This window comes from Arthrobacter sp. 01T414, from assembly GCF_056398965.1.
Genome location: NZ_JBFTQK010000004.1, coordinates 267,811 through 293,530 on the forward strand (window position 1 = coordinate 267,811; position 25,720 = coordinate 293,530).

Annotated in this window: 27 protein-coding genes, 3 tRNA genes and 1 pseudogene; 10 read left to right on the forward strand and 21 right to left on the reverse strand. The window is 68.2% G+C overall.

Annotation, left to right across the window (positions count from 1 at the left end):
- Positions 1-15: 15 nt before the first annotated feature.
- The 4 genes from AC1DK9_RS11325 to AC1DK9_RS11340 are packed head-to-tail and all read right to left on the reverse strand — an operon-like array spanning position 16 to position 4,313.
- Entirely contained in the window at positions 16-792 is a 777-nt protein-coding gene (locus AC1DK9_RS11325; protein WP_476915983.1) for an enoyl-CoA hydratase, read from the reverse strand.
- On the reverse strand, positions 789-1,754 hold the full coding sequence (gene mmsB, locus AC1DK9_RS11330) for a 3-hydroxyisobutyrate dehydrogenase (protein ID WP_476915984.1): 966 nt from the start codon (positions 1,752-1,754) through the stop codon (positions 789-791). Before mmsB ends, AC1DK9_RS11325 begins: the two co-directional genes overlap by 4 nt.
- A complete protein-coding gene (locus AC1DK9_RS11335) occupies positions 1,747-2,814 on the reverse strand; it encodes an enoyl-CoA hydratase/isomerase family protein (protein ID WP_476915985.1) in 1,068 nt (355 codons plus the stop codon). The genes mmsB and AC1DK9_RS11335 overlap by 8 nt, the downstream gene beginning before the upstream one ends.
- Entirely contained in the window at positions 2,814-4,313 is a 1,500-nt protein-coding gene (locus AC1DK9_RS11340; RefSeq protein WP_476915986.1) for a CoA-acylating methylmalonate-semialdehyde dehydrogenase, read from the reverse strand. The genes AC1DK9_RS11335 and AC1DK9_RS11340 overlap by 1 nt, the downstream gene beginning before the upstream one ends.
- Before the next feature lie 168 nt (positions 4,314-4,481).
- Between AC1DK9_RS11340 and AC1DK9_RS11345 the strand changes: the two genes are divergently transcribed.
- A complete protein-coding gene (locus tag AC1DK9_RS11345) occupies positions 4,482-5,288 on the forward strand; it encodes an exodeoxyribonuclease III (RefSeq protein ID WP_476915987.1) in 807 nt (268 codons plus the stop codon).
- 31 nt (positions 5,289-5,319) lie between these two features.
- A complete protein-coding gene (locus AC1DK9_RS11350; RefSeq protein ID WP_476915988.1) occupies positions 5,320-6,240 on the forward strand; it encodes a DUF8083 family protein in 921 nt (306 codons plus the stop codon).
- 100 nt (positions 6,241-6,340) lie between these two features.
- Here the strand turns inward: AC1DK9_RS11350 and AC1DK9_RS11355 are convergent, their stop codons facing one another.
- From AC1DK9_RS11355 to AC1DK9_RS11405, 11 genes are all read right to left on the reverse strand, one after another.
- Positions 6,341-7,438: a LacI family DNA-binding transcriptional regulator gene (locus tag AC1DK9_RS11355; RefSeq protein ID WP_476915989.1), complete on the reverse strand. Its 1,098-nt coding sequence runs from the start codon at positions 7,436-7,438 to the stop codon at positions 6,341-6,343.
- A 136-nt stretch (positions 7,439-7,574) separates the two neighbouring features.
- A complete protein-coding gene (locus AC1DK9_RS11360; RefSeq protein ID WP_476861171.1) occupies positions 7,575-7,829 on the reverse strand; it encodes a hypothetical protein in 255 nt (84 codons plus the stop codon).
- A gap of 24 nt (positions 7,830-7,853) precedes the next feature.
- Positions 7,854-8,744, reverse strand: coding sequence for a carbohydrate ABC transporter permease (locus AC1DK9_RS11365; RefSeq protein WP_476861172.1), 891 nt, complete (start codon positions 8,742-8,744; stop codon positions 7,854-7,856).
- On the reverse strand, positions 8,741-9,778 hold the full coding sequence (locus AC1DK9_RS11370; protein WP_476915990.1) for a carbohydrate ABC transporter permease: 1,038 nt from the start codon (positions 9,776-9,778) through the stop codon (positions 8,741-8,743). Before AC1DK9_RS11370 ends, AC1DK9_RS11365 begins: the two co-directional genes overlap by 4 nt.
- Before the next feature lie 6 nt (positions 9,779-9,784).
- Positions 9,785-11,071: an ABC transporter substrate-binding protein gene (locus AC1DK9_RS11375; RefSeq protein WP_476861174.1), complete on the reverse strand. Its 1,287-nt coding sequence runs from the start codon at positions 11,069-11,071 to the stop codon at positions 9,785-9,787.
- Positions 11,072-11,314: 243 nt separating this feature from the next.
- On the reverse strand, positions 11,315-11,926 hold the full coding sequence (locus AC1DK9_RS11380; RefSeq protein WP_476861175.1) for a hypothetical protein: 612 nt from the start codon (positions 11,924-11,926) through the stop codon (positions 11,315-11,317).
- Positions 11,923-12,516, reverse strand: a complete 594-nt coding sequence (locus AC1DK9_RS11385) for a hypothetical protein (protein ID WP_476916101.1) — start codon at positions 12,514-12,516, stop codon at positions 11,923-11,925. The genes AC1DK9_RS11380 and AC1DK9_RS11385 overlap by 4 nt, the downstream gene beginning before the upstream one ends.
- 32 nt (positions 12,517-12,548) lie before the next feature.
- Entirely contained in the window at positions 12,549-12,917 is a 369-nt protein-coding gene (locus AC1DK9_RS11390; protein WP_476915991.1) for a hypothetical protein, read from the reverse strand.
- Positions 12,914-13,105: a hypothetical protein gene (locus tag AC1DK9_RS11395; RefSeq protein ID WP_476915992.1), complete on the reverse strand. Its 192-nt coding sequence runs from the start codon at positions 13,103-13,105 to the stop codon at positions 12,914-12,916. Before AC1DK9_RS11395 ends, AC1DK9_RS11390 begins: the two co-directional genes overlap by 4 nt.
- The gene (locus AC1DK9_RS11400) at positions 13,102-13,560 is read right to left on the reverse strand and encodes an Asp23/Gls24 family envelope stress response protein (protein ID WP_476915993.1); all 459 of its coding nucleotides are present in this window, start codon (positions 13,558-13,560) and stop codon (positions 13,102-13,104) included. The genes AC1DK9_RS11395 and AC1DK9_RS11400 overlap by 4 nt, the downstream gene beginning before the upstream one ends.
- Positions 13,561-13,670: 110 nt before the next feature.
- Complete coding sequence (locus AC1DK9_RS11405; protein WP_476915994.1) at positions 13,671-14,123, reverse strand: hypothetical protein; 453 nt, start codon at positions 14,121-14,123, stop codon at positions 13,671-13,673.
- Positions 14,124-14,374: 251 nt separating this feature from the next.
- Here AC1DK9_RS11405 and AC1DK9_RS11410 point away from each other — a divergent pair, with 251 nt between their 5' ends.
- Entirely contained in the window at positions 14,375-15,412 is a 1,038-nt protein-coding gene (locus AC1DK9_RS11410) for an LLM class flavin-dependent oxidoreductase (RefSeq protein ID WP_476915995.1), read from the forward strand.
- Between the two features lie 70 nt (positions 15,413-15,482).
- On the opposite strand, the gene AC1DK9_RS11415 is transcribed toward AC1DK9_RS11410, so the two are convergent.
- Entirely contained in the window at positions 15,483-16,337 is an 855-nt protein-coding gene (locus AC1DK9_RS11415; RefSeq protein ID WP_476861181.1) for a hypothetical protein, read from the reverse strand.
- Positions 16,338-16,996: 659 nt separating this feature from the next.
- Here AC1DK9_RS11415 and AC1DK9_RS11420 point away from each other — a divergent pair.
- A pseudogene (locus AC1DK9_RS11420) lies at positions 16,997-17,352 on the forward strand (NAD(+)--rifampin ADP-ribosyltransferase).
- Positions 17,353-17,404: 52 nt separating this feature from the next.
- Here the strand turns inward: AC1DK9_RS11420 and AC1DK9_RS11425 are convergent.
- The 3 genes from AC1DK9_RS11425 to AC1DK9_RS11435 all read right to left on the reverse strand — a co-directional run bounded on the left by AC1DK9_RS11425 (position 17,405) and on the right by AC1DK9_RS11435 (position 17,786).
- Positions 17,405-17,480, reverse strand: a tRNA-Phe gene (locus AC1DK9_RS11425).
- 48 nt (positions 17,481-17,528) lie between these two features.
- A tRNA-Asp gene (locus AC1DK9_RS11430) sits at positions 17,529-17,602 on the reverse strand.
- A 111-nt stretch (positions 17,603-17,713) separates the two neighbouring features.
- Positions 17,714-17,786 (reverse strand) — tRNA-Glu (locus AC1DK9_RS11435).
- Between the two features lie 196 nt (positions 17,787-17,982).
- On the opposite strand from AC1DK9_RS11435, the gene AC1DK9_RS11440 reads away from it, so the two are divergent.
- The gene (locus AC1DK9_RS11440) at positions 17,983-19,032 is read left to right on the forward strand and encodes a PHP domain-containing protein (RefSeq protein WP_476915996.1); all 1,050 of its coding nucleotides are present in this window, start codon (positions 17,983-17,985) and stop codon (positions 19,030-19,032) included.
- Positions 19,033-19,074: 42 nt separating this feature from the next.
- On the opposite strand, the gene AC1DK9_RS11445 is transcribed toward AC1DK9_RS11440, so the two are convergent.
- Positions 19,075-19,677: a LysE/ArgO family amino acid transporter gene (locus tag AC1DK9_RS11445; RefSeq protein WP_476915997.1), complete on the reverse strand. Its 603-nt coding sequence runs from the start codon at positions 19,675-19,677 to the stop codon at positions 19,075-19,077.
- Positions 19,678-19,745: 68 nt separating this feature from the next.
- Between AC1DK9_RS11445 and AC1DK9_RS11450 the strand changes: the two genes are divergently transcribed.
- From AC1DK9_RS11450 to AC1DK9_RS11470, 5 genes are all read left to right on the forward strand, one after another.
- Positions 19,746-20,627, forward strand: a complete 882-nt coding sequence (locus AC1DK9_RS11450) for an ArgP/LysG family DNA-binding transcriptional regulator (protein ID WP_476915998.1) — start codon at positions 19,746-19,748, stop codon at positions 20,625-20,627.
- Between the two features lie 108 nt (positions 20,628-20,735).
- A complete protein-coding gene (locus AC1DK9_RS11455) occupies positions 20,736-21,770 on the forward strand; it encodes a DMT family transporter (protein WP_476915999.1) in 1,035 nt (344 codons plus the stop codon).
- Positions 21,771-21,780: 10 nt separating this feature from the next.
- Entirely contained in the window at positions 21,781-22,224 is a 444-nt protein-coding gene (locus AC1DK9_RS11460; protein WP_476916000.1) for a metallopeptidase family protein, read from the forward strand.
- A 29-nt stretch (positions 22,225-22,253) separates the two neighbouring features.
- Positions 22,254-23,174, forward strand: coding sequence for a cation diffusion facilitator family transporter (locus tag AC1DK9_RS11465; protein WP_476916001.1), 921 nt, complete (start codon positions 22,254-22,256; stop codon positions 23,172-23,174).
- Between the two features lie 242 nt (positions 23,175-23,416).
- On the forward strand, positions 23,417-24,841 hold the full coding sequence (locus AC1DK9_RS11470) for a C40 family peptidase (protein ID WP_476916002.1): 1,425 nt from the start codon (positions 23,417-23,419) through the stop codon (positions 24,839-24,841).
- 26 nt (positions 24,842-24,867) lie between these two features.
- Here AC1DK9_RS11470 and AC1DK9_RS11475 read toward each other — a convergent pair whose 3' ends face one another.
- Entirely contained in the window at positions 24,868-25,617 is a 750-nt protein-coding gene (locus tag AC1DK9_RS11475; RefSeq protein WP_476916102.1) for an ABC transporter permease, read from the reverse strand.
- Positions 25,618-25,720: the final 103 nt, after the last annotated feature.

The window sequence follows — 25,720 nt, forward strand, 5'->3', positions numbered from 1 at the left end:
GGCACGCGGGGCCGCCTAGCGGTGGGTGAAGTCGGGCTGCCGCTTCTCGCTGAAGGCGGCCATGCCTTCCTTCTGGTCTTCGGTGGCGAAGAGCGAGTGGAAGACCCGGCGTTCGAACAGCACGCCCTGGGCCAGCCCGGTTTCAAAGGCGGCGTTGACTGCTTCCTTCGCCACCATGGCCACCGGCTTGGACTTGGAGGCGATCACCTCGGCGGCCTTGACGGCTTCCTCGATGACGTCGGCGGCCGGCACCACGCGGGACACCAGTCCGGCGCGCTCGGCTTCGGCGGCGTCCATGAAGCGGCCGGTGAGGATCATGTCCATCGCCTTTGCTTTGCCGACCGCGCGGGTGAGCCGCTGCGAGCCGCCCATGCCGGGCAGCACGCCGAGGTTGATCTCGGGCTGGCCGAACTTGGCGTTGTCCCCGGCGATGATGAAGTCGCACATCATCGCCAGTTCGCAGCCGCCGCCCAGGGCGAAGCCGGAGACTGCGGCGATCACCGGGACGCGCAGCCGGGTGAAGTCTTCCCAGCCGCGGAACCAGTCGGAGGAGTACATGTCCATGTAGCCCTTGGACTGCATTTCCTTGATGTCGGCTCCGGCGGCGAACGCCTTGGCCGAACCGGTCAGCACGACGGCGCCGACCTCCGGGTCGGTATCCATCGCGGTCACGGCGGCAACGACGTCGTCCATGGTGGCCTTGTTCAGGGCGTTCAGCGCCTCCGGCCGGTTGAGCGTCACCACGCCCACACGGCCGCGGCGCTCCACCAGAATGTTTGCGTACTCGGTCATGCCTGTCCCCTCGGCTGGTGCTCGGATTTGTCCCGGATGTCGGTGATGATGCCGGAGAAGTCCCGGCCGGCACCGCCCTCCGCGGCAAAGGTATCGTAAATTTCGGAGGCCAGCGGACCGAGCCGGGCGGCGACGCCCGTGCTCTCGAGCGCGTTCAGGGCCAGCTTTAGGTCCTTGGCCATCAGGGCGCCGGCGAATCCGGGCTGGTAGTCGCGGTTGGCCGGGCTGGTCGGAACCGGGCCGGGCACCGGGCAGTTGGTGGTCAGCGCCCAGCACTGGCCGGACGCGGCCGAGGCGACGTCGAAGAGCGCCTGGTGGGTCAGGCCGAGCTTCTCGCCGAGCACGAAGGCCTCGCTGACGGCGATCATGGAGACGCCCAGGATCATGTTGTTGCAGATCTTGGCGGCCTGGCCGGCGCCGTGGCCACCGCAGTGGACCACGCGCTTGCCCATCACTTCCAGCATTGGTTTGACGGCTTCGAAGTCCTCCTCCGTCGCGCCGACCATGAAGGTCAGCGTGCCCGCTTCGGCGCCCACTACGCCGCCGGAAACCGGAGCGTCCACGGCCTGGTGGCCGGCCGCGACGGCCAGCGCCGAGGCCTCGCGGGCCTCGTCCACGTTGATCGTCGAGCAGTCCAGGAACATGGTTCCCGGTGCCGCGACGGCGAGCAGACCCGGCTGCCCGGCGACGCCTTGGTAAGCGTCCAGCAGGTGCTTGCCGCTGGGCAGCATGGTCAGCACGACGGCGGCTCCCTCGACAGCTTCTGCTGCGGTCTCCGCGGTGGCGATCCCGTGGGCCCGCGCCGCGTCCAGGGCCGCCGGAACCACGTCGAAGCCGGTCACGGTGTAGCCGGCCTTGACCAGGTTCACGGCCATCGGGCCGCCCATGTGGCCCAGCCCGAGGAAAGCGATCGGGCCCAGCTGCGTTCCGGGCTGCGCCGGTTCAGTCGATGCTTCAGACATTGTCGCGCTCCTTCGAAAGTTTCAATTCACGCTCGCCCAGCGGGGCGAAGTAGGCCTCGACGTCCTCGCGGCTGACCTCCGCCAGGCTGGCCGGCTGCCAGTGCGGGGTGCGGTCCTTGTCCACCACCTGGGCGCGGATGCCCTCGCGGAAGTCCGGTCCGTCCAGGAACCGCAGGCCCACCCGGTACTCCTGTTCCAGGGCCTCGGCCAGGCTCAACCCGTGCGCGCGGCGCAGCGAGGCGAGCGCGACCTTCACGGCGGTCGGGGACTTGGCCGCGATGGTCTCGGCGACGTCGACGGCCTCGCCGCCCACGGTCCGCAGACGCTCCACGATTTCCTCGGCGTCATCGCTGGAGTAGCAGGCGTCGATCCACTCCTGCTGCGCGGCGAGGACGGATTGCGGGGCCGCTTCGGTGAAGCGCGCGACGGCGGCGTCCACCGGCTCGGTTTCCAGCGCCTCCGCCAGTTCGGCGAGCTGCCCGGAGGGCAGGAAAGTGTCCGCGAGGCCCAGGAACAGCGCGTCGGCGCCGCTCAGGTGTGCCCCGGTCAGGGCCGCGTGGGTGCCGGTCTCGCCGGGCGAGCGGGAGAGCAGGAGCGTCCCGCCGACGTCGGGCACGAACCCGATGGTGGTTTCCGGCATGCCCATCCGGGTGCGTTCGGTGACGATCCGGACCGAACCGTGCGCGGAGATTCCCACGCCGCCGCCCAGCACCAGCCCGTCCATGAACGCGACGTAGGGCTTGGGGTACTCGGAGATGAGCAGGTTCAGCCGGTACTCGACCGCCCAGAAGTCCGCGGTGGCGTCGCCGCCCCCGAGCATGTCCCGGTAGATGGCCACGATGTCCCCACCGGCGCACAGCCCGCGGTCGCCGGCGCCTCGGACCAGCACGGCAGCCACGGCGTCGTCGTCGGCCCAGAGCGTCAGCTGCTCCAGCATGGCGGCGGCCATGCCGGCGGTCAGTGCGTTGACGGCCTTGGGCCGGTTCAGCGTGACGACGCCGAGCCGGCCGCGGCGCTCAAACAGGACCTCAGCGGCTTCACTGGCCGCCTGCTCCGTCATCAGCTGCCTTCCGGCATCACGAAGCTGGCGCCCTGGCGGATGCCGGAGGGCCAGCGGGTGGTGACCGTCTTGGTCTTGGTGTAGAAGCGGAACGCGTCGGCGCCGTGCTGGTTGAGGTCACCGAAGCCGGAGGCCTTCCAGCCGCCGAAGGTGTAGTACGCGATCGGCACCGGGATCGGGACGTTGATGCCCACCATGCCGACCTGGACGCGGCTGGCGAAGTCGCGGGCGGCGTCGCCGTCGCGGGTGAAGATGGCCACGCCGTTGCCGAACTCGTGCTCGCTGCACAGCCGGAGCGCCTCGTCGTAGTCCTCGGCGCGGAGCACGCTGAGGACCGGGCCGAAGATCTCTTCCTTGTAGATCGTCATGTCCTTGGTGACGTTGTCGAAGAGCGTCGGGCCCACCCAGAAGCCGCCGTCGTAGCCCTCCACTTTGAGGCCGCGGCCGTCCGTGAGGAGGCTGGCGCCTTCCTCGACGCCGGCGGCGATGTAGCCCTCGATCCGTTCCTTGGCGGAAGCGGCCACGACCGGGCCGAAGTCCGAATCCTTGGCCAGGCTGTGGCCCACCTTGAGGTCCGCGATGCGTTCCTGCAGCTTCGCCACGAGCGCGTCCCCGGTGGCCTTGCCGACCGGGACTGCCACCGAGATGGCCATGCAGCGTTCGCCGGCGGAGCCGAACCCGGCGCCGATCAGGGCGTCCGCGGCCATGTCCAGATCCGCGTCCGGCATGATCACCATGTGGTTCTTGGCGCCGCCGAAGCACTGGGCGCGCTTGCCGTGCGCCGCGGCGGTGGCGTAGATGTACTGCGCGATCGGGGTGGAGCCGACGAAGCCGATGGCCTGGACGCGGGGGTCCTCCAGCAGCGCGTCCACGGCTTCCTTGTCCCCGTTGACCACGTTGAACACCCCGTCCGGCAGGCCGGCCTCGGTGAACAGCTCGGCCAGGCGCAGCGGCACGGAGGGGTCCCGCTCGGAGGGCTTGAGGATGAAGGAGTTGCCCGCGGCGAGGGCGGGGCCGGACTTCCAGAGCGGGATCATCGCCGGGAAATTGAACGGGGTGATACCGGCGACGACGCCGAGCGGCTGGCGCATCGAGTGGACATCGACGCCGGTGCCGGCGCTGTCGGAGAATTCGCCCTTGAGCAGGTGCGGCGCGCCGGCGGCGAATTCGACCACCTCGATGCCGCGCTGGATGTCTCCCTTGGCGTCCAGGAAGGTCTTGCCGTGCTCAGAGGAGAGCAGGGCGGCGAGCTCGTCCATGTTTTCGTTGACCAGGTCCACGAACTTCAGCAGGATCCTGCCGCGGCGCTGCGGGTTCATCGCAGCCCATTCCAGCTGCCCCTTCTCCGCATTGGCGATGACGTTGCGGACCTCCTCCGCGGTGGCCAGCGGGAGCCGGGCCTGCACCTCACCGGTGCACGGGTCGTAGACGTCGCTGAAGCGCCCCGAGGTGCCCTCCACGTGCTGTCCGCCGACGTAATGGGAAAGCTCACGAACCATGATGGAATGCTCCTTTGCATGTGACCTAGATCATCTCTGCATCCGAATATACTCGGACTTCCTACTAATTTCCAGAGAAACCGACCGCGGCCGCTCCGGGCCCCGCGGCGCGGTCCGGCGCCCGGGGGCCGCCCCGCCGTGGGGCCAAGGAACGGTAAGTTAGGAACTGTGAAGATTGCTACCTGGAATGTGAACTCGCTCCGTGCCCGTGCCGACCGCGTGGAGGCCTGGCTTCAGCGCACCGACTGTGATGTCCTGGCCATCCAGGAAACCAAATGCAAGGACGACAACTTCCCCTGGGAACTGTTCGAGCGGATGGGCTACGAGGTGGCCCACTTCGGCCTGAGCCAGTGGAACGGGGTGGCCATCGCCTCGCGGGTGGGGCTTGAGGACGTCGAGCGCACTTTCATGGACCAGCCGGTCTTCGGCAAAGGCGGCAAGGACGAGGTGCAGGAGGCCCGTGCGATCGGCGCCACCTGCGGCGGGATCCGGGTCTGGAGCCTCTATGTCCCCAACGGCCGGGCGCTCGATGATGAGCACATGCCGTACAAGCTCAGCTGGCTGGACACGCTGCGTGCCCACGCCGAGGGTTGGGTGCAGGCCGACCCGGAGGCGCAGATCGCCCTGATGGGCGACTGGAACATTGCCCCGCGGGACGAGGACGTCTGGGACATCGATTACTTCCGCGCCGAGGGCCTGACGCACGTGAGCGAACCGGAACGTGCCGCGTTCCACGCCTTCGAGGACGCCGGCTTCACCGACGTCGTCCGCCCGCACGCGCCGGGCCCGGGCGTCTACACCTATTGGGACTACACCCAGCTGCGTTTTCCGAAGAAGGAGGGCATGCGGATCGACTTCGTCCTCGCCTCCCCCGCACTCGCCTCCCGCGTCTCGGGCGCCTCAATCGACCGCGAGGAGCGCAAGGGCAAGGGCGCCTCGGACCACGCACCGGTCATCGTGGAGCTGGCCGACTGATGGCCGTCCGCCGGGGAAGCACGGTTCCGCGATGACAGGCAACCTCTACCGCGGCCAGGCCGGATTGCCGTTTTCCTCCACGCTCCGGGTCTACGAGCCGCTGGAGGCCTTCCCGGCAGAGCAACAGGAGGCCCTGCGCGCCGCAGGTGCCCGCTCGGAGTCCCGCGCTGCCGTGGAAAATGCCGAGCTGCTGGCTTCCCTGGGCCGCATCACCCGGCCCGGCGGGGATCCCTTCCCCACCGGACAGACCGACCTGGTGCGCGTGCTGGCCGTCAGCGGTTCCGCGGGCAGCATCCCCGGCGCCCGCCCCGGCACCGATGACGGCGACGGCGACGCCGGGGCCGAATCCGTGCCGGCCACGCTGCTGTACTGCCCCAGCCAGCTGGTGCTCCGCGCCGGGCTGGCCGCCAACGCCTTGATGGAGGGCATCCACGGCCCGCTGGCCCAGCTGCTGATCCCCGAGGAACAGCGGGACCGGCACCAGGAACGCATCGACCAGGTGAAGGCGCACGGGGGGATCGGCCGGGTCCACACCCGCGCGTCGACCTGGGGCATCCCGTTCAGCTGGTTTTGCCTGTTCCAGGAATCCGACCCCACGGATGTAGTGGAATCCGGCGGCCGGATTGTCACGGTGCGCATCCGCGCGACGATCGGCACGGCGCTGGGACGGGTCCGGCACGCTGTCGCCCATTTGGCCCTCGCGGCCCCGGACCTGGACATGCTGGAGGACCTGACCCAGCTCACCGAGTGGTTGGAGCTCTTCCACCCCGAGTCGGTCGTAGAGCTTGATTACGGCGCGGTGGCGGACAAGGTCTACCCGGACGATTCCCCGCTGGACGTGCGGCTCGGGATCGAGTGCCTGGCCGAGGGTGACATGACCGGAGCGGCAGCCGCCTACCGCCGGCTTGCCTCCCGCTGGATTCCGATCCGGCAGCTGGCCCGCGCTTCCTGAGCCAACGTTCCGTGAGCCCTCGTTTCCTGAGCCCTCGTTTCCTGGCCCGTCCGCTGCGCCGGCCGGCCTGCGGCAGTGTGCCCGCTGGCAGGCGGTTCCGCTAGGCCAGCCCGGCTCCCGTGCCGGAGGAGGGGGCGAGCGGCGCGGCAAGCTGCGGGGCCGCCGTCGTGTTCCGGACGATCAGCCGGTGCGGGGCCACGGTGGAGCGCACCGCTCCGGCAATTCCGTCGAGTTCGTCCAGCAGCATCTTGGTGCCCAGCTCGGCCTGCTCGTCGGGGCGCTGGCCGACGGTGGTCAGGCCGACGGCGGCGGAGAATTCGTGGTCGTCAATCCCCACCACGGACAGATCCTCCGGAACCCGGACGCCCGCTCGGCGCGCCTCGAAAAGGACCCCCATCGCCATCTCGTCCGAAGCACAGAAGATCGCGGAGGGCTTGGGCCCTGGCCTGCTCCACAGCCGCCGGAACGCGTCCTGGCCGCTGCGGACGGTAAAGTCGCCCCACTCGTCCCATTCGGGCCTGACGTCCAGCCCTGACTGGGCCATCACGTCCTGGAACGCCTTGATCCGCACCCGCGGAACGTCGAAATTCAGGTCGGTTTCGTCGTCGCCGTGCAGCAGCGCGATATCCCGATGGCCCAGGCCGATCAGGTGGCGCACCGCGGTGGAGGCGGCTTCGTAGTCGTCGATCCCGATGTAGGCGCAGCCCTCGACGTGGCCTCCCACGACGACCAGCGGGATGTCGATCTTTTGCAGGTGCTCGAGCTCCTCGCGGCTCAGGGCCATGCAGAGGACCAGGAGCGCATCGATCTGCTTGTAGACCATGGTCTTACTGAACAGCCGCTCCCGGTGGCTGCCATGGCCGCCCAGGTTGAAGAGGGAGAGGTTGTACTGGCGGCCGTGCAGTTCACGATCCGCCCCTTCGATGGCCTTGGAGAAGAACCAGCGGCTGACGAAGGGGGCCAGCACCCCGATGGTGCGGGTGCGGCCGGTGGCCAGGCCCGACGCCGAGGAGGAGGCCACGTAACCCAGCGCCTCCGCGATGACGAGGATCTTTTCCCGGGTCGCGGGCGAGACCCGGGGCAAGCCGCGGACGGCGCGGGAGACGGTGGCGGTGGAGACGCCCGCGGCGGCTGCGACGTCCTCGATGCTGACGCCGGAGTGGCCGCCGCGTTGCGCCCTGTCAGTTGTCCGTGCCACCGTTTCCCCTTGTCGGCTATCCGCAGAAGCGCGGCTAGCATGCCGCCCCCACGGCGCCGGTCCTTCCTAGTTTCCGATCCGTTTTTCGCTCCGCACCGCAGCGGCCGCGGTCCCCCGGCTCACCCGGCGGGCGCCCTCAGCGCCGCCGGGTGGCCGTCCGGCCAGGCAAACGACGCCGGAGCCGGATCATTCCGTACAGGGCAAGCAGCGTGCCCAGCAGCCCGAGCGCCCATCCGACGGCTGGCTGGGCGGTCACCTCCATCCAGACGGTGACCACCAGCAGGACCAGCGCCCAGAAGCCTAGGAACCCGATGATGATGTCGAAGTCCTCGCCCGAGCGGACCCTGCGGTGCGTCGGGTGGATTTCGCCCTGGTTCTGTCCGCGTGCCATCAGGAAGCTGCCATCAGGAAACCGTCACTTGACGGCGCCGGCCGTTAGCCCGGCGACGATCTTGCGCTGGAAGACCAGCACGAGGATCACCAGCGGGATGGTCACGATGGTTCCAGCCGCCATGATCGCCGTGTAGGGGATCTGGTTGGGCTGGGCGCCGGCGAAGCTCGCGATCGCGACGGTGACCGGCTGGGTCGCGTCGGACGAGAGCTGGCTGGCGATCAGGAATTCATTCCAGGAGGAGATGAACGCCAGGATCGCCGTCGTGAAGATCGCCGGAGCCGCGAGCGGCATGATCACCTTGCGGAAGGCCTGGCCCTGCGTGCAACCGTCCACCCGCGCCGATTCCTCGAGCTCCCACGGCATTTCGCGGAAGAACGACGTCATCGTGTAGACGGTCAGCGGCAGCACGAACGAAATGTTCGGAATGATCAGGGCCTGGTAGGTGCCCATCCAGCCGATGTTGGTGAACAGCTGGAACAGCGGGGTGATCAGGGCGACGCCCGGGAACATCGAGGCTCCCAGGATGAAGCCCAGGACCAGGAACTTGAACCGGAAATTCAGCCGGGCCAGGGCGTACGCGGCGAACACGCCGATCAGCAGCGAGACCACGGTCACGACGACGCCGATGAACACGCTGTTGAGCAGCGCCTGGCCGAAGTGGTTTCCGAACGATGTGTCGAAGGCGGTCTTGAAGTTGTCCAGCGTGACGTGCGTCGGCAGGATCGAGGTGTCGTAGGTGAACCCCACGTCGCGGAAGGCGGTCACCACCATCCAGTAGGCCGGGGCGAGGCACCAGATGAGGATCACCACGGCACTGATGTAGGTCCGGCCCTGGGCCCACTTTTCCCGGTTCTGGGCGACCTTGCGCCCCCGGTCCTGCTGCGCGCGCAGCTCGGTCGCGGCGGTGGTCATTTCTTCCCCTTACTAGCGCCGGTCTGCTGCTCCACCACATTCGCGCCAAGGAAGCGCACGAAGATGAAGGCGACAAGGAAAATGATGATGAACGTGATGGTCGATAGCGCCGCCGCCACGTTGAAGCCCTGCCTGATCTGGTTGATCACCAGGATGGACAGCGTGGTGGTGTTGTTCGCACCGCCGGTCAGGATGTACGGCAGGTCGAACATGCGCAGCGCGTCGAGGGTGCGGAAGAGGATGGCCACCATAAGCGCCGGCTTCACCAGCGGCAGGGTGATCATCCGGAACCGCTGCCAAGCCGTGGCGCCGTCGACCTTGGCGGCCTCGTACACCTCGGCGGGGATCATCTGCAGGCCGGCCAGGATCAGCAGCGCCATGAACGGCGTCGTTTTCCAGACGTCGGCGATGATGACCGCCCACTTGGCCGGCCATTCGCTGCCGGTCCACAGGATGGTGGTGTTGAAGAGCTTGTTGGCGATGCCCTCGAAGGCGAAGATGAACAGCCACAGCTTGGCGGTGACGGCGGTGGGGATAGCCCACGGCACCAGCACGGCGGCACGAACCAGGCTGCGTCCCTTGAAGGTGCGCGCCATGATCATGGCCATCCAGAAGCCGAGCACGGTCTCAAATGCCACGGTCACCACGGTGAAGAAGAAGGTGGTGGCGGTCGCGGACCAGAACTGGGAGCCCAGGGTACCCGGCGGGCAGGCCACCGTGCCGCCGTCGGGCGAGGTGCACTGCTGGGCGAGCCAGTTGACGTAGTTCGAGAAGCCGGCCGGGCCGCCCTCGGTGAAGAGGCCGGTGGCCGGGTCCAGGCCGGCGTCGGCCTGGAAGGACATCACGATGGCGCTGACAATCGGGTAAACGATGACGACGGCCAGCGCGATGATGGTGGGGGCCAGCAGCCACGAGGCCCACTTGCCCTGGCTGGCGATCACATTGTCCTCACCCACACCCTTGGGTGCGTGGTGGGGCTCGGTCCCGCCCGACGCCGGCTTCTTAACCGGCGTCGGGCCCAATTCAGTTGCCATTTGTGACTACTTTGACTGGGTTTCGATGGACTTCTGCATATCCGACAGCGCTGCGTCCACTGCCTTCTCGCCCTTGATGGCGGGGTATGCGTTGTCCTGGATGGCCTTGGTAACGGCCGGGTAGAACGGGGTCACCGGACGCGGGACAGCGTTCTCAATCGAGGTCTTCAGCACCGGCAGGTAAGGCAGCTTGGCGACCAGTTCCTTGTCGTCATAGAGCTTGCCGAGCACCGGAGCAAGCGAGCCCTGGGTGGCGAAGAACTTCTGCGTTTCTTCCGTGGTGAGGAACTTCAGGAAGTCCAGCGCGGTGGCCTTGTTCTTGGAGTAGACGCTCATGCCGGCGCTGTGGCCGCCGAGGGAGGAGGCGCCGGGGCCGTCCTTGCCCGGGAGTGCGGTCATGCCGAGCACGTTCTTGACCTTGGAAGAGCCTTCCGTGGTGGCCAGGTTGTAGACGTACGGCCAGTTGCGCAGGAACAGGAGCTTGCCGTCCTGGAATGCCTGACGGGATTCCTCTTCCTTGTAGGTGATGGCTTCCTTGGGGATGTTGCCGTCAGCGTAGGCCTTGGCGAGGTTGTTCAGGCCGGTCTTGGCTTCTTCGGTGTTCAGGCTCGGCTTGCCGTCCTTGTCCAGCACGGAACCGCCGAAGGAGTTGATCGCCTCGGAGGCGTTGACCGTCAGGCCCTCGTACTTCGAGAACTGGCCGGCGTAGCAGCCGATGTTCTTGGCCTTGGCGATGGAGCACATGCCCATCATTTCGTCCCAGGTCTTGGGGGCCGTGGGGACCAGGTCCTTGCGGTAGTACAGGATGCCGCCGTCGGAAGATTCCGGAGCGGCGTACAGGGTGCCCTTGTAGGAGGCGGCTTCGACCGTCGGCTTCAGCATTCCGGTGGTGTCCAGCGCCATCTTGTCCTTGAGCGGCTGGAGCCAGCCCTTCGCCGCGAACTCGGCGGTCCAGACAACGTCAACGCTGACGACGTCGTAGTTGGCATTCTTGGCCTGGAAGTTCTGCACGAGGTCATCGTGCTGCTGGTCGGCCTGGTCCGTCTGCTCCTTGAACGTCACCTTCTCGTTCGGGTGCGCGGCGTTCCACTTTTCGATCAGCGGGCGGACCACGTTGCTGTTGTCCTTGCCCTGTACGTAGGTGATGGGACCGCGCCCGTCCAGGTTGGCTGCCGCGTCGCCGCCACCACCACCCGTGGTGCCACCGCCGCCACCTCCGCCTGCACAGGCCGACAGGGAGAGGGCCAAGACACCGGCCGCGGCTACGGGAAGTAGGTATTTACGGGTTTTCATACAGGTGCTCCTCGCTGAGTACCGGCTGGACCGGTGGTGCAGTTGGTGTGGTGACCATCACACTAGCGACACGACAGCCGAGAATGCAAGCGCTTACATCAAAGCTTTACGCAATAAAAAGGTCCGACGACGGCATTCAATCCGGGTTAGGCCGCGCCCGTACGGGCAATGCAGCCGGGCTGGGACCTGAGTTTCGGGTGGGGCAAATGTGTCCCCGCTGCGGGACGCCGGCGCCCCGTCGGCTCAACGGACGCGCTCTGCCCGGCCAAACCTGGACCGTGCGCCGGAGCCGATGTGGACCAGCACGGGGGTGCGTTTGCCGATCACCGCGTCCAGCGCTTCCACGAGGGCAGAAACCTCGGCAGCCAGGATGTGCGGAGCCACGCCCTGGCGCGGCTGTACCCGGATCCGCAAGGCGGGCTCGCCGGCAAACTCGTAGGTGGCCACGGTGGCCCCCGCGAGGTCCGGCCGGTCGGCCAGCGCCGCCCGGAGGGCTTGTTCCGCCACGCCGCCGCCGATCCGCACGTTCCCGGCCACTTCGCCGGCGTCGTCTTCGGCAACCAGCAGGTTCGCCCGGCCCTTGCCCTGCTGCGCCAGCCACGCCACCATGACGCCGATGACGGCCAGCAGCAGGACCACGATGACAAACCAGAGCCAACTCTCCTGCCCGCCGGGGAAGCGCGTCCGGTCAAAGAGTCCGCGGGCGGCGTTCCATAGTCCCGCCGACCAGGATTGCCACCAGCGGCCGACGGACGGGACGGTGGCCAGCAGGATCAGCAGGGCCCCGATCACCAGGAGCTTCGCGCCGAGGATGCCGATCAGGATCCGGTTCAGTACCCGGGGGGTGCCGTTCACGCGCCGATCACCCCCGAGGACGCCAGGTTGACCCGGACCTCCGGCATCGGCGAGGGAGCCATGTCCCGGAGCTCTGCTTCAACGGCGGCCTGCACGTCCGCCGCGCGGAGCGGCACTCCGGAGGTGGGCCGGACGTTGACCAGCACCTGGCGCCGGGACACCACCACCATCACCTGTTCCTGCGTCACATTGGCGGCCAGCCGGGCACGCCGCGCCAGCGCCGAGGCGATCACCTCGTCATCGACCACGACGGCGGCGCGCGGGTCCGCGAGCACGTGCCGGGCGCGCCGCCCGGGCAGGACCGCGTTGAGGAAGAAGAAGAGCCCGGCCGCGAACAGCACCGCGCCAATGACGCCGAGGAGCAGCGGGGGGAATCCGGCCGGCAGTGCGATGACCCTCTCCGCGGCGGTCTGCGGATCAATCAGCCACGGCGGCTGCCCGACAGCCCGCACCGCCGTTTCCAGCAGGGCGTAGACGCACAACCCGATCACCAGGACGGCCGCGATGACGGCGGCGGTTGCCCGGGAGGCGGTGGTCTCGCGGGCAACGACCCGGTCCAGCACGGCGTCCCGTGACGCCGCCCGGGGAATGGCGTCACCCTCGTAACGTTCGGCAGCCTGGTTCACCGCACCCGCCCTCCGTCACGGACGCTCGCCCCGCTGATGCGGATGTCCACCCGGCTCAACTGCGCGCCGCTGAGCTCCGTGACGCGGCGAAGAATCTCGGCTTTTGCGGCCACTGCCCGGTCCCAGATAGGGCCGCCGAAGGAGGCCACCCGCGCCGGATCACGGAGCACGGCGGTGAGCGAGGGAATTGCGATCGGTGTCACGAGTGAGAGCGCCAGCAGGCCGTCGTCGTCGGCCCAGTCGGCCCGGACGTCCTGCGGCGGCACTCCGAGCGCTTCCGCGGCCGCAGCGCGCGCGACGCTGTTGAGGGCCTGGGTGCTGATCCGGTTGTGCCCGGCCAGCAGCCGCGCGGCGGGGGCGCTCATGAGGAAGAACGCCGGCCCGTGAGGGCGTCGACGACGCTGCGCAGGTCCAGTTTCCCTTCCGCGGCGCGGCCCAGCAGGGCTCCGACGGCCATGAAGAGCAGGGACCCGAGGAAGCCCCAGAGTCCGAAGGCGAACGACATGAAGGCCAGGAAGGCGCCAGCGGCAAGGCCCACCACGGTCAGGTTCATTGCAGGGCCTCCCTCACGGGCCGCGCCTCGCCGGAGACCGCGGGCTTGGCCGGGCCGAGGACGAAGACGTCATGGATTTCTATGTTGACTTCGATGACCTGCAGGCCGACAAGTTCTTCGACCGCGGCGTAGACGGCGGCGCGGATCTGGTCCGCCAAGGGATGAAGCGGGGTGCCGTAGAGGGCCACCAGATCGATGTCGACCGCCACCTGGGTCTCGCCCACCTCGGCGCGCACGCCCGCGGCGTGGTCCGAACTCCCGACCGCGTCGCGGATGGCACCGAGGGCCCGGGACGGCCCGGTGCCCAGGGAATAAACGCCGGGGACCGCCCGGGCGGCAATGCCGGCAACCTTGGCGACCGCGGCTTCAGAAATCACGGTGCGGCCGGTCGCGGCCGGGGCGGCCGCCGGCAGGCCAACTTCGGGAACCGCGGATTGAGGATTCTGGTACTCCATGTGGCACTCCCCCTTCTCTTTGACACCACCCTAGCCCTTAGGGCCGACGCTGGGGCCGCATCCCCGGATTTCCGAGGCCACGCCTGGCGTTCGGGGCAATCGCCCCGGCCCTACTGGCAGTTCGCGGCAATCCAAGCGGTCACGGGAGCCATGGCCTCCTGGAACTTGCCGCTCGAGTAGACAGTCTGGTCACTCAGGCCCGCGACGGCGACCTGATTGAGCTTGGCGAAGGCGGCCTTGAGGCTGTCCGGGACGCGTTCGGCCGTGCGGCTGAGTTCAGCCTTGTGCTGCTCCAGTTCGGCGGTTTTGCCCTGCGCCGCCGAGAGCGGGAAGAGCGAGGCCCCCGTGGCCTGCTCCGAGATCGTCTTGCAGGCCTCGGCCGCCGTGGGGAAGTCGCCATAGGGGCCGGAGGACTTGGTGGGACTGGGCGTCGCGGTAGCGGTGGCGCTGGCCGCCGGGGCCGACGACGACGGCGGTGCCGCGGCTTCCGGCGCCGAGCAGGCGGTCAGCGCCACGGCGGCGAGGAGGGCGGTTACGGTCAGCTGGCGTGCAGTCTTCTTCAAAATCACTCTTCTGGTCGGGCTTGCGCCGCGGACCGTCCAGGGACCGTCCGCGGCAATGGCGTTCTTCCCCAGCGTGCGAGTCTAGCCCGGACTGTCGGGGTGTCCCCAAACGCGAGTGCCGCCGTCGAACACCTCATCGATTGCTCCGTAACCGCCGTTTTGACGGGGCAAAAGGGCCGTTACGGAGCAATCGATGGGTTCAGGCAGCCTTCCCGGCCGGGCCTAAGGCGGGAATAGGAGCCTCCGCGGCCATGTTGGCTTTTGGTGTGAAGAAGATCGGGTTCCTGTCCTTCGGCCATTGGACCGACCACCCTGAATCCGGCACGCGCTCCCCGTCGGACGCGCTGCTGCAGGCGATCGACCTCGCCGTCGCGGCCGAGGAACTGGGGGCGGACGGCGCATACTTCCGCGTGCACCACTTCGCCCAGCAATACGCGTCCCCGTTCCCGCTGCTTGCTGCGATCGGGGCAAAAACCAGCCGCATTGAGATCGGTACCGGCGTGATCGACATGCGCTACGAGAACCCGCTCTACATGGCGGAGGATGCCGGCGCGGCAGACCTGATCTCCGGAGGCCGGCTGCAGCTGGGCATCAGCAGGGGGTCACCCGAGCAGGTCATCGAGGGCTGGCGCCACTTTGGCTTCGCTCCCGCTGCGGGCGAGTCCGACGCCGACATGGGCCGCCGGCACACCGAGCGCCTGCTCGAGGTGCTCACTGGGGAGGGATTCGCGGCCCCGAACCCGCGCCCGATGTTCCCGAACCCACCCGGCCTGCTGCGCGTGGAGCCGCACTCGGAGGGTCTGCGCGAGCGCATCTGGTGGGGTTCCGGCTCGAACGCCACCGCCGCCTGGGCCGCAAAGCTCGGCATGAACCTGCAGAGCTCCACGCTCAAAGACGACGAGAGCGGCAAGCCGTTCCACATCCAGCAGGCGGAGCAGATCGAGCTCTACCGGCAGGCCTGGAAGGAAGCCGGGCACGAGCGGGAACCCCGCGTCTCGGTCAGCCGCAGCATCTTCGCACTCACGGACGAACGCGATTGGCATTACTTTGGCCGAGACCGCCGCAGTTCGGACCAGGTGGGCAACATCGACGAGAAGACCCGTGCAATTTTTGGCCGCTCCTACGCGGGTGCACCGGACGAACTGGCGGCGAAGCTGGCCGAGGACGAGGCGATCGCAGCGGCAGACACGCTGCTGCTCACTGTCCCGAACCAGCTTGGCGTCGACTACAACGCCCACGTGATCGAATCGATCCTCCAGCACGTGGCGCCGCAGCTCGGCTGGCGCTGACCCGCTCACCCAAAGCCTGGCGAGAGTCCTGGCAGATGCAGGCAGTCGTCCTGTAGGGGATCCCTATTCTCTAGCCGGCGTTTAGGGTGTAGCGGGCCAGCCGGCGGCCACGCTGCCGGGCGCTTGCAATAACGTCCCCCACTGTCAGAATTTTCCGCGGGCTCATCCAGCCTTGGGACGGTTTGTGGAGGGCATATCCGCCCCCGATTGTTACAGCGGCGTGCTCTACTAAGCCTTCCGGGGAGCGCCAGACGAGCACCGTTCCCGGGTCGTCATCGGCCCCGCCTGGTACGGCGGATGACGACAGCCACTCCTCGAACGGCTCCCGCAGCATCCAAACCTCAGCCGCTTCGGATCGGCCCGCTGCCGCCATGACGGTCCCGAAGCAGTTGGGGCCGCTGGCATTAGGGAAGGTGCCCGCCAACGCCCTCGCTCCCGGCAGCGTCGCGTGGGCGTTCTCCCAGAGGTCTTCAGGTACCTCCAAGTGCCGACTGGGTCGGCGTCCGAAGCGAAGATATTCGCCCAGGACCGGCTCCCGGTGTCCCTGCAGCAACGAGGGCCACCACACGAAGCGGTGCCCGTCAGCTTGGGCCGATACCTGTGCGCGCACCTCCGCCGGGGCACTTCGAACCGAGGGAATAACTTCCCGTCCGAGCTTGACCTGATTTCGCACGAGATCCGCCCGGGCCTTTCGCCCGAGGTCATTGAACTCTTCTTCGCTCACCAGCACGCAAACCAGCTCGTCAGGAACGTTGTAGATTTCGAAGGTATCTCTGAGTTCAGCGGAGAGTTCACCGCCCGGAGGTGCCATGCCGATCGAGTCCGCACTGCTCCTCGGGACAAGGAACGGCTGGTGCGTCGGTGCGAACCAAGCAGCCTGCCGGGCCAGCAGTTCGGGCCCTATCCCAATCCCTAGTGAGAACATCGCCTGTCACCTTCCCCGCCATGAGACCGGCGTGGCTTCCCCGAACCAGGCTGCCGCTCAGGACATCCTATTGCCCGCATCGCGCGATGCTCCGTCCACGTGGTCTTTACAGAACGACCGTGCCGATCACCGACGGAGCTTGCGTCTGGGCCGGCCGCGGCCGGGGAGGTGGCGCCAGGTGGATGCCGGATGTGGGCATCGCATTTGCGGGGTAGATGCGGGAGGAGAGCTGGGCTCTCTAGCGGGCGAGCCTGCCCAAGAGCGCGGATGCGATGCAGATCATGACAAGTGACGAATCCTGGTGCCACATCCCCCTCTCCTTCGGTCGATGGCGTCTTTCGACTCTATTTCGCGAACTGCAAGTCAGAGGGACCCCGGTACCCGGTAAATGGTCCTCCTATGGGACAGCGCGGCCGCAACGCCTCGACGACAACGCTGCCGCGAGAAGATCGCCAGCAGATTGATTCACGCGCAGAAGGCACCTCCGGCTCCTGAATCCGTGGTCGTCGCCGTCAGCGTGTCGACCAATCCCGCGATACGGCAGACTAGTAAGTGCCACGGGGCGGTCCGGTCTGAAGATCAGGCTATGCCGTGGCACCACTCCGGTGCAGCCGACGTGGCTTGCTCGGGGAACCACTACGCCGACAGAAGGATGCCAGGTGCCCAGATCGCTTGAAGAGGGTCCCTTTTTCCACGGCACGGTCGCGGATTTGCAGATCGGCGATCTGCTCACAGCGGGCAATCGATCGAATTACCGTCCCGAGATCGTGATCGGGAGGTGCGGCAGTTCCGCGGGTTTATGTGGTCGAGCCCACCGGGGCGTTCGAGGACGACCCGAACGTTACCGACAAGAAGTTCCCTGGCAACCCCACCCGCTCGTACCGGAGCAGGGACCCGTTGCGCGTTTTGCGGCGAGCTTTCCGAGTGGGCCCGGCTGACACCCGAAGAACTCCAGGCCTGGCGTGAACGCCTGTCAGTTCTTTTGTCCAGCGAGCACGGCGAAATCATCAACTGACGAAAAAACCCCGCCGTTCCCGTGTAAACACATGGAACTGCGGGGTTTTAGCTGGTGGCTCCGACCGGCGTCGATCCGGTGACCTTTCGATTTTCAGTCGAACGCTCTACCAACTGAGCTACAGAGCCTAGGTGACTTGTCACCATGACGGCCGGAATTTCTTCTGGCAATCAGAGCGACCCTGACGGGACTTGAACCCGCGACCTCCGCCGTGACAGGGCGGCGCGCTAACCAACTGCGCTACAGGGCCTTGCTTGTACTGCTTTACTGCTGTTTCTTGCTGCTTGCAGTATCGCTACCGCAATTTTTCAAGGCCTTTAGCCTACCAGACTTTTTCATCCGGCTTGACCAGTTCCTTGCGTACCCCCAACGGGATTCGAACCCGTGCCGCCGCCGTGAAAGGGCGGTGTCCTAGGCCGCTAGACGATGGGGGCCAGGACGCCATCCGGTAAAACCCACTGCACAAGGGCAAAAATTAAGGGCCGAAGCCTTCCGTTTTTGTTCCCTTCGGGTTCCTCCGAACTGGACCTATAAAACTATAGGGCCAACTTCCGGAATCTCCAAAATCCCATCCACAACCCGGGAATAAGCTCTGGACAGGGCCCGGGCGGCTGTGCGGATGATGGTCAGATGGACGCCACCGCTGCCCTCACTGAGATCGCTTTCTGGCTCGAGCGCGAACGCGCCACCACCTTCAAGGTGCAGGCGTTCCGGAAGGCAGCCGAACTCATCAGCGGCTTCTCCCCCGGGGAGCTGGCGGCGCGGCGAGCAGACGGCAGGCTGAAGCGGATGAAGGGGATCGGGGACCGCACCTTCGAGGTAATTGCGCAGGCGGTCGACGGCGGCGTCCCCGACTACCTTGCCGATCTGCGGGAGCGCGGCGCCGAGCCCCTCGCCAGCGGCGGCCACGAGCTGCTGGCGAGCCTGCGCGGCGACCTGCACACGCACAGCAACTGGTCCGATGGCGGTTCGTCGATCGAGTCCATGCTGGATGCGGCCCGGATGCTGGGCCGGGACTACCTTGCCTTGACCGACCACTCCCCCAATCTCAGGATCGCGAACGGCCTCAGCGCCGAGCGGCTCACCGAGCAGCTCGGAGTGATCGAGCGGATCAAGACCGCCGGGGCGGCAGCAGCCAAGTCCGACGGCGCGGGCCACCAGCCCCGGCTGCTCGCCGGCATCGAAGTCGACATCCTCGAGGACGGGACGTTGGACCAGGCCCCGGAACTGCTGGACAGGTTGGACGTCGTGGTGGCAAGCGTGCACTCGAAGCTCCGCGCGGATAGCCGGACCATGACCCGGCGGATGCTGGCCGGGATCGAGGACCCGCGCACCAGGGTGCTGGGCCACTGCACCGGCCGGCTCTTGAACGGATCGCGGGGCACGCGGCCGCCGTCGGAGTTTGACGCGAAACGGGTGTTCGCAGCCTGCGCAGAACGCGGCGTCGCCGTCGAAATTAACGCCCGGCCGGAGCGGCAGGATCCCCCGGATGAGCTGATCCAGCTCGCGCTCGACGCCGGGTGCCTCTTCAGCATCGACAGCGACGCGCACGCGCCCGGGCAGCTGGACTTCCTGCAGTACGGCGCGGAGCGGGCCGCCCGGAACAACGTTCCCGCGGAGCGCATCATCACGACGTGGCCGGTGGAGCGGCTGCTGGAGTGGTCCCGCCGCGAAACCTAGCGGTGATGGAACTTAGCACCGCCGCGCGCGGCAAATAGAGACTCAGACAAGCAGCAGCACAGCCAGGGTGAACATCACGGCGGCAATCACGGCGTCGAGCACCCGCCAGGCCGCCCGGCGCTGGAACAGGGTGGTCAGGTACCGCGCCCCCGCGCCCAGGGCGGTGAACCAAACGATGCTTCCAAGCCCGGCGCCGGCGGCGAACCACCAGCGTCCGGACTCGCCGTGGGTGGCCGCAAGCGACCCGAGCAGCAGGACGGTGTCCAGGTAGACGTGGGGGTTCAGCCAGGTGAAGGTAAGGCAAGTGGCCAGCACCACCGCCCGGCTGCTGGTCGGCTTGTCTCCGGGCAGCACCAGCTGTTCGCCCCGGACCGCGCGCCGGGCGGCAAGGGCACCGTAGACGAGCAGGAACGCGGCACCCGCCCACCGGATCACCACAAGCGCGGCGGGGGCCCGGTCCAACAGGACGCCGATACCCGCGACGCCCAGCACAATCAGCACCAGGTCCGACACGGCACAGACGGCCACCACCAGGGCCACGTGGGAGCGCTGTATGCCTTGGCGAAGAACGAACGCATTCTGCGCGCCGATGGCGACGATGAGCGACAAGCCGGCGGAGAGCCCGGAAAACAGGGGAAGGATCACTCTTCGACGGTAAGGGCAACAGGAAGTTGAAACCAGCTAATCCTTCTGGGGTTACATAAGATTGGCTAATGTTGGATATCTCCCCCGAACAGGCCCGGACACTGGCGGCCATCGTCGCGCACGGCAGCTTTGACGCCGCAGCCGCCCACTTATCCGTGACGCCGTCGGCCATCAGCCAGCGGATCCGAGCCCTTGAGGCCGCCGTCGGCCGCCCGGTATTGACGCGGGCCCGGCCGGCAGGACTCACGGAATCCGGGCAGGCGGTGGTGCGGTTCGCCCGCCAGCTGGACCTGCTAGCGGCCGGCCTCGCCGCGGAGCTGCACCCGGAGGAACCGCACGGACGCACGCGCCTGACCCTGGTGATTAACAGCGACTCACTGCATACCTGGGCGCTGGCCGGGCTGGCCGCGGTCGCGGGAAGGGTCCAGCTCGAGATTCTCCGCGAGGACCAGGACTATTCGCTCGAACTCCTGCGCAGCGGCGCCGCGGCCGCCGCCATCACCACAACGGCCGCGGCGGCGCCCGGCTGCTCCTCCCGGAGGCTGGGCGTCATGCGCTACCTGCCGGTCTGCACCCCCGGCTTTGCCGCCCGCTGGTTCCCCGCCGGCGCCACGGCGGAATCGCTCGCCGCCGCGCCGGTCATCGTTTTCGACCGCAAGGACGACTTGCAGGACCGGTACCTTCGGTCGGTGAGCCGTACTGCCCTGCAGCCGCCCCGGCACTACATTCCAGCCGCCCACGAGTTCGGCGACGCCATCCGCTGGGGAATGGGGTGGGGGCTGCTCCCGGAAATCGAAGTGGCTGAGGAGCTGAAGCACGGCACCGCGGTGGCTCTTGACCCCGGCGCGCACGTGGATGTCCCGCTCCACTGGCAGCAGTGGCGGCACGGATCGGCCGTCCTCGAGGAGGTCGCGGCGGCCATCCAGGCGGCTGCCCGGCCGCTCCGGTAGGCCAAGGCGGAGCATCGCACCGGGCGGGCAGTAAGTTTGGCGGGAAACCGACTAGACCTGACCGATTTCCGCCAGCTGCCGGGCCACCGCACGGGCTAGATTGGCAATATGGCAACAACGGCCCAGACAGGCTCCCCCTCCCCGGACAGCACGCATCCGGAAGATACCCATCCGGGCAGCACCCATGAAGCGGCCTCGCATGCCGCGCCGCCGGTCGCAGCGCGGGCAACGCTTCGGCCCGGGCAGATCAGCGGGCTCGGAATTGCCGCCGTCGTGGTCACCGTGGTGCTCTGGGCGTCGGCCTTCGTGGGCATCCGCGCCGTCGGACCCAGCTTCTCCCCCGGCGCGCTGACCCTCGGACGGTTGGCTGTGGCCGCCGTCGTACTGGGCCTCGTCGTGTTGCCGAAGTTCCGCAAGGCCGCGGTGTTGCCCCGGGGCCGCGAGTGGTGGCCGATCCTGGCCTACGGCGTGATGTGGTTCGGCGGCTACAACGTTGCGCTGAACGCCGCCGAGCACATGCTCGACGCCGGCACGGCCGCCCTGCTGATCAACGTCAACCCCATCCTCGTGGCGGTGATGGCCGGGATCATCCTGAAGGAAGGCTTCCCGCGCTGGCTGATCATCGGCAGCCTGGTCGCGTTCGGCGGTGTGGCGGTGATCGCGCTCGGCTCGGGCCAGCGCTCGACGGCGGACGTCGCCGGAGTGCTGCTCTGCCTGCTCGCCGCCGCCCTGGCCGCGGTGAGCGTGATCGTGCAGAAGCCGGTGCTCCGGAAGATCCCCGCGGCCCAGGCCACCTGGTTCGGCATCATGGTGGGCGCCCTGTGCTGCCTGCCCTTCAGCGGCCAGCTGATCGCCGAGCTGCAGGCGGCGCCGCTGCCCGCCACCCTGGGGCTGGTGTACCTCGGCGTCTTCCCGACGGCGATCGCCTTCACCACCTGGGCCTATGCGCTCTCGCTCATCGACGCCGGACGGCTTGCCGCCACCACCTACCTGGTGCCAGGCACCACCATCCTGATTTCCTGGCTGGTGCTGGGCGAAATCCCCACCATCTGGGGCCTGGTAGGCGGCGTGATCTGCCTCGCCGGGGTCTCGCTGACCCGCCGCCGTTCGCGCCGGCCCGCAGGCTCACAGGCCAAGGCATAGGGTTCGGGGTATGCCCGCTTCCCTTCCTCCCGGCCTGCCCATTGTGCCCGGCGGGAACGACGACGGCGACGCGGCCTCGCCCGGCCCGTTCCCGATGTCCGAGGACGAGTTCGAGGCGGCCGTGGGTGACGCCCTGGACCGCATCCCGCCGGAACTGGCCAAGACCATGAACAATGTGGCGGTCTTCATCGAGGACGATTACGCCCCGCAACCGGACGAGGACCCGGACACGGTGCTGCTGGGCCTCTACGAGGGCGTGCCGCTGACCGAACGGGATTCCTGGTGGGACGCCGGCTCGCTGCCGGACCGGATCACCATCTACCGCCGGCCGATCCTGGAGCTCTGCACTTCCCGCGAGGACGTCGTCGAGGAAGTGACGGTCACCGTCGTCCACGAGATCGCGCACCACTTCGGCATCAGCGATGACCGGCTGCACGAGCTCGGCTGGGGCTAGCCGCCTCCGGTGGGACTAGCCTTGGAAGCATGGGACACGACCACAGCCACTCACACGGAATAACGGCTACCGGAAAGCACCGGAAGCGCCTGATCGCCGTGCTCGGCATTACCCTTTCCGTGGTCCTGATCCAGGTGGTGGGCGCGCTGGTTTCCGGCTCGCTGGCCCTGCTGGCCGACGCCGGGCACATGCTCTCCGACGCCGCCGGGGTCTTCATCGCGCTGCTGGCCGCCTGGATAGCAGCGCGGCCGGCGAGCGACGCGAGGACCTACGGCTATCAGCGGGCGGAGGTCCTCGCCGCCCTGGCCAACGCGCTGGTCCTGATCGTCATCTCCGTGGTCATCTTCACCGAGGCCATCCGGCGGCTCGGCACGGCCCCCGAGGTCCACACCGACGTCATGCTTTTTGCCGCCATCCTGGGCGCGGCTGCCAACCTGGCCTCGCTGATGATCCTCCGCGGCGCCCAGAAGGAAAGCCTCAACGTCCGCGGCGCCTACCTCGAGGTCCTGGGCGACCTGCTGGGCTCCTTCGCGGTCATTGCCGCCGCGATCATCATCATGGCCACCGGCTACCAGGCCGCGGACACCATCGCCTCGATCCTGATCGCCCTGATGATCCTGCCGCGGGCCTGGCACCTGCTCCGTGACGTCGTCGATGTGCTCCTGGAAGCCACCCCCAAGGGCGTGGACGTGCAGATGATCCGGGAGCACATCCTGGCCGTGGACGGAGTGGTGTCCGTGCACGACATCCACATCTGGACCATCACCTCCGGGGTGCCGGTGTTTTCGGCCCATGTGGTGGTGGAGGACGCGGCGCTGGGTGCCCGCGGAGCAGACAGGGTGCTGGACAAGCTGGTCACCTGCCTGGGCTCGCACTTCGACACCGAGCACTGCACGTTCCAGCTGGAACCGGCCACCCACGCAGAGCACGAGGCCCACCAGCACGCCTGACCGTCCGATGCGACCGTCCGCCGGGACCCGCCCCGGGGGCGCGTGAGCCCACGCAGAGCGCGACACGCCGGTGCCAATGCCACCTAATGACATCATTGTTGTTTATGTTATTGATGTGACTCTTGTTGCCAAAGTGGTATTTGGCACGTAGCCTCGTCCCTGCTGGGTGATCCGCAGAGGGGCTCTTTTATGCGCCAATTTCCGACCTCGCTCACGCCAGCCTGATAGCAGCGAGGTTTTCCATGAGTTGGACCGCATCCGGCACGAGGGCCGCCGCCCTCGGCGCCGCCGTCGTACTGCTTGGAACGCTGGCGATCCCCGCCCAGGCCTCCCCGGCCCCCGCGAACACCGTCCACGCCCAGCGGGTGCCGGCCAAGCCGGATCTTCCCACCCCCGGGGACATCGCCGCAGCGAAAGCCAGCGAAAGCGCGACGGCAGACCAGGTCAACCGGATCGACAAGATCCTGGCGGACGCGTCAGCTGCCAAGGAGGCCGGCCTGGCCGCCTCGCTCGCCGCTAACAACGCCTACGCCGATGCCCTGGTGGAACTCCAGGTCCGGCGGGATGCCGCGCAATTGGCGGAAGCCAAGGCCGCCGCCGCCGAATCGGAGCAGGAAAAAGCGCGCAAGCTGATTGGCCAACTCGCCGGCGATCTCTACCGCAACGGCGGCATGACTCCGGCTCTCGGCAACCTGATGGGCGGCGACGGCGAGGCGCTCCAGCAGGCCGCCACGCTTGAGGCCATGGCCGCCGGACGCACGCGCGCCTACCAGACGGCGGAGACCGCTGCCGCCGCCGCCCAGTCCTCGAAGGACGCCGCCGCCGAGGCCGACCGCGCCGCCGACGATGCTGCCCGGACCGCGGAATCCCGCAAGCTCGACGCCGAACGCGCCGATGCGGACCGCCAAAAAGCGGTGTCCGACGCCGCGGCGCAGCGGACGATACTCGTCGGCCAGCTCGCCACCCTGCGCGATACCACCGTGGCCCTGGAGTCAGCCCGGGTGGATGCCCTGGACCGGCAGCGCCAGCAGGCACGGCTCGCGGCATTGATGCGGGAGGCGGCGCCCACCGGCCAGCCTGCCCAGGCAGCGCAGCCGGTGCCGGCAACACCGGACCGCCCGGCCGGCACCTCACCCAGGCCGGCCCCGGCCCCAGCCGCGCCGCGTCCGGCCCCCAGCGTTCCCGCTCCTGTCGACCCGGCCCCGGTTCCGCCGTCGCCGGTTCTTCCCCCGGCCCCCGCGCCTGCCCCTCCGCCGCCTCCGGCCCCCGCCCCCGCCCCAGCCCCGGCCCCCGGCGGTTCCAACCAGGCAGCCCTGTCCTCGGCCCTCGGCAAAATGGGCTCGCCGTACTTCTACCAATACGGCGGAACTGGCGCCTACGGTTTTGACTGTTCCGGCCTGGTCCAGAACGCGTTCGCCGCCGCCGGCAAGCGCCTGCCGCGCACCGCCGCCGAGCAGTTCGCGCAGGCGCCGGTCCGGGTGCCCTTGGCCGCGGCACAGCCCGGAGACCTGCTGGTCTGGGGTTCGGCGCCGGGGTTCTACCACGTGGCCATCTACCTGGGCGGCGGCCGCGTCGTCCAGGCGCTGAACCAGGAGAGCGGGATTACCGTGACGGATCTCGCGTCCATGTCCGGGATGCAGCTCTATCCCTACGCCGCCCGGTACTGACGGCAGTTCCTGACGGTCCAGGAACCCTAGGAGAGCACGTCCTTCGTGGTGAACCGGGCATAGGCGAGGGCACCGAAAACGGCCAGATAGCCGCCCTGCAGCAGGGCGTTGGCCGCGAAGGAGTCCCAGACTATGGGCTGGCGCAGCAGGTCGGCGAAGTCGAGCCAGCGGTGGCTCAAAAGCCAAGGGTGCAGCCAGTCCAGCTGCGGCAGCGCGTCTGCGACCTGGGAGACCACGGCAACCACCACCGTCGCCGCCATCGCGCCGACGGGCGCGTCCGTGAGGGTGGACATGAACAGGCCGACGGCGGACAGCCCCACGAGCGATACCGCCAGGTAAGCGGCAATCAGCAGCAGCCGCCCGAAGGCCTGATCGGCGCCGATCGAGTCCCCGGACAGCAGGGTCACCGGACCGACCGGGAAGAGTGCCGCACCGATCCCTGCCCCCACCAGTGCCACCATGAACGGGGCCGCGACGGCAAACACCACGGCGCCCGCAAACTTGACCATCAGCAGCCGGGCCCGTCCGGCCGGGGCCGCCAGCAGGTAGCGCAGGGTTCCCAGGCCCGCCTCCCCGGCAACGGTGTCGCCCGTGACCACCCCGACAGTGAGCGGCAGGAATAGCGGGACGGCCACCAGCATGCCCGTCACGCCAGCGAAGAGGCCGTTCTGGCTGATCCGGTCCAGGAACGCCGGCCCGCGCCCGGGCGGCACCGCGGAGGACAGCCTAACGGCCACGGCGATCAGCACCGGAATGGCGGCCAGCGCGAGCAACATGGCCCAGGTCCGGCGGCGCCGGAACAAGACGCCCAGTTCGGAACCGAGCAGCCGCAGGCCGGGTGATCCGCGCTGCCTCCTGCGCGGATGCGGACCGGGGCGC